The organism is Paracoccus salipaludis, assembly GCF_002287065.1.
GTDB lineage: Bacteria > Pseudomonadota > Alphaproteobacteria > Rhodobacterales > Rhodobacteraceae > Paracoccus > Paracoccus salipaludis.
Genome location: NZ_NSJZ01000095.1, coordinates 1 through 657 on the forward strand (window position 1 = coordinate 1; position 657 = coordinate 657).

Here is a 657-nt window from a genome sequence, read left to right on the forward strand (position 1 = left end):
CGCTCCCGCTCGTCTATCAATAGAGAAAGCTGCAGGCGCAGGATTGCTGCTTCATCTGTCTCACTGTTGCGTGGTGCACCATGGTGTGCGTCATGCTCTGCGTCGGACGGGGCCACGAAGGGATAAGCACGTGCGAGCTCAGCAGGATCTATGGCAAACATCCCCTCAGCGTTGCGGGAGGCAGAAAGACGACCTGCCTTGATAGCACGTGTAAGAGTTGACTTGCTCTTGCCTGTCAGTTCAGCCGCCTGTCGCAAGCTTAGCATCACCGTTTTACTGCCTTGTTGCGTGGTGCACCATCTTCTCCACTATGAAGCGCATCAGGATGCGTCACGTCAAAAGCCATCCGGCGTAGAATGCGTTCTGGGCGGGTATGCTCCTTTCCAGCGGCCTTGAACGTCCGACCAATCCGCTCTGCCCACTCATCGCGAGCGCTTTGGACCAGACCTTCCCACCAGAGCCGGGCCGCACCAGAGCCGGGCCGCTTCATCCCTGTCCTCAATCATCGGTGGCGCGCCGGCTGTCTCCTGCTGACGGCGGCGTGCAACGCTGTGGCGCTCGTTTTCGCTGGCGGTGTCAGCGGCAGCATGCGGGTCCTTCCAACGCCAGCGGAAGGTAACGGCATGGACTGAACGTCCCTGTTTCTCTGGGCTCATG

At 60.0% G+C, this 657-nt stretch carries 1 protein-coding gene; it reads right to left on the reverse strand.

The features are described from left to right. The coding region (locus CK240_RS19065) for a MerR family transcriptional regulator (protein ID WP_420818639.1) at positions 1 to 269 on the reverse strand (269 nt) is incomplete at its 3' end. Positions 270 to 657: the final 388 nt, after the last annotated feature.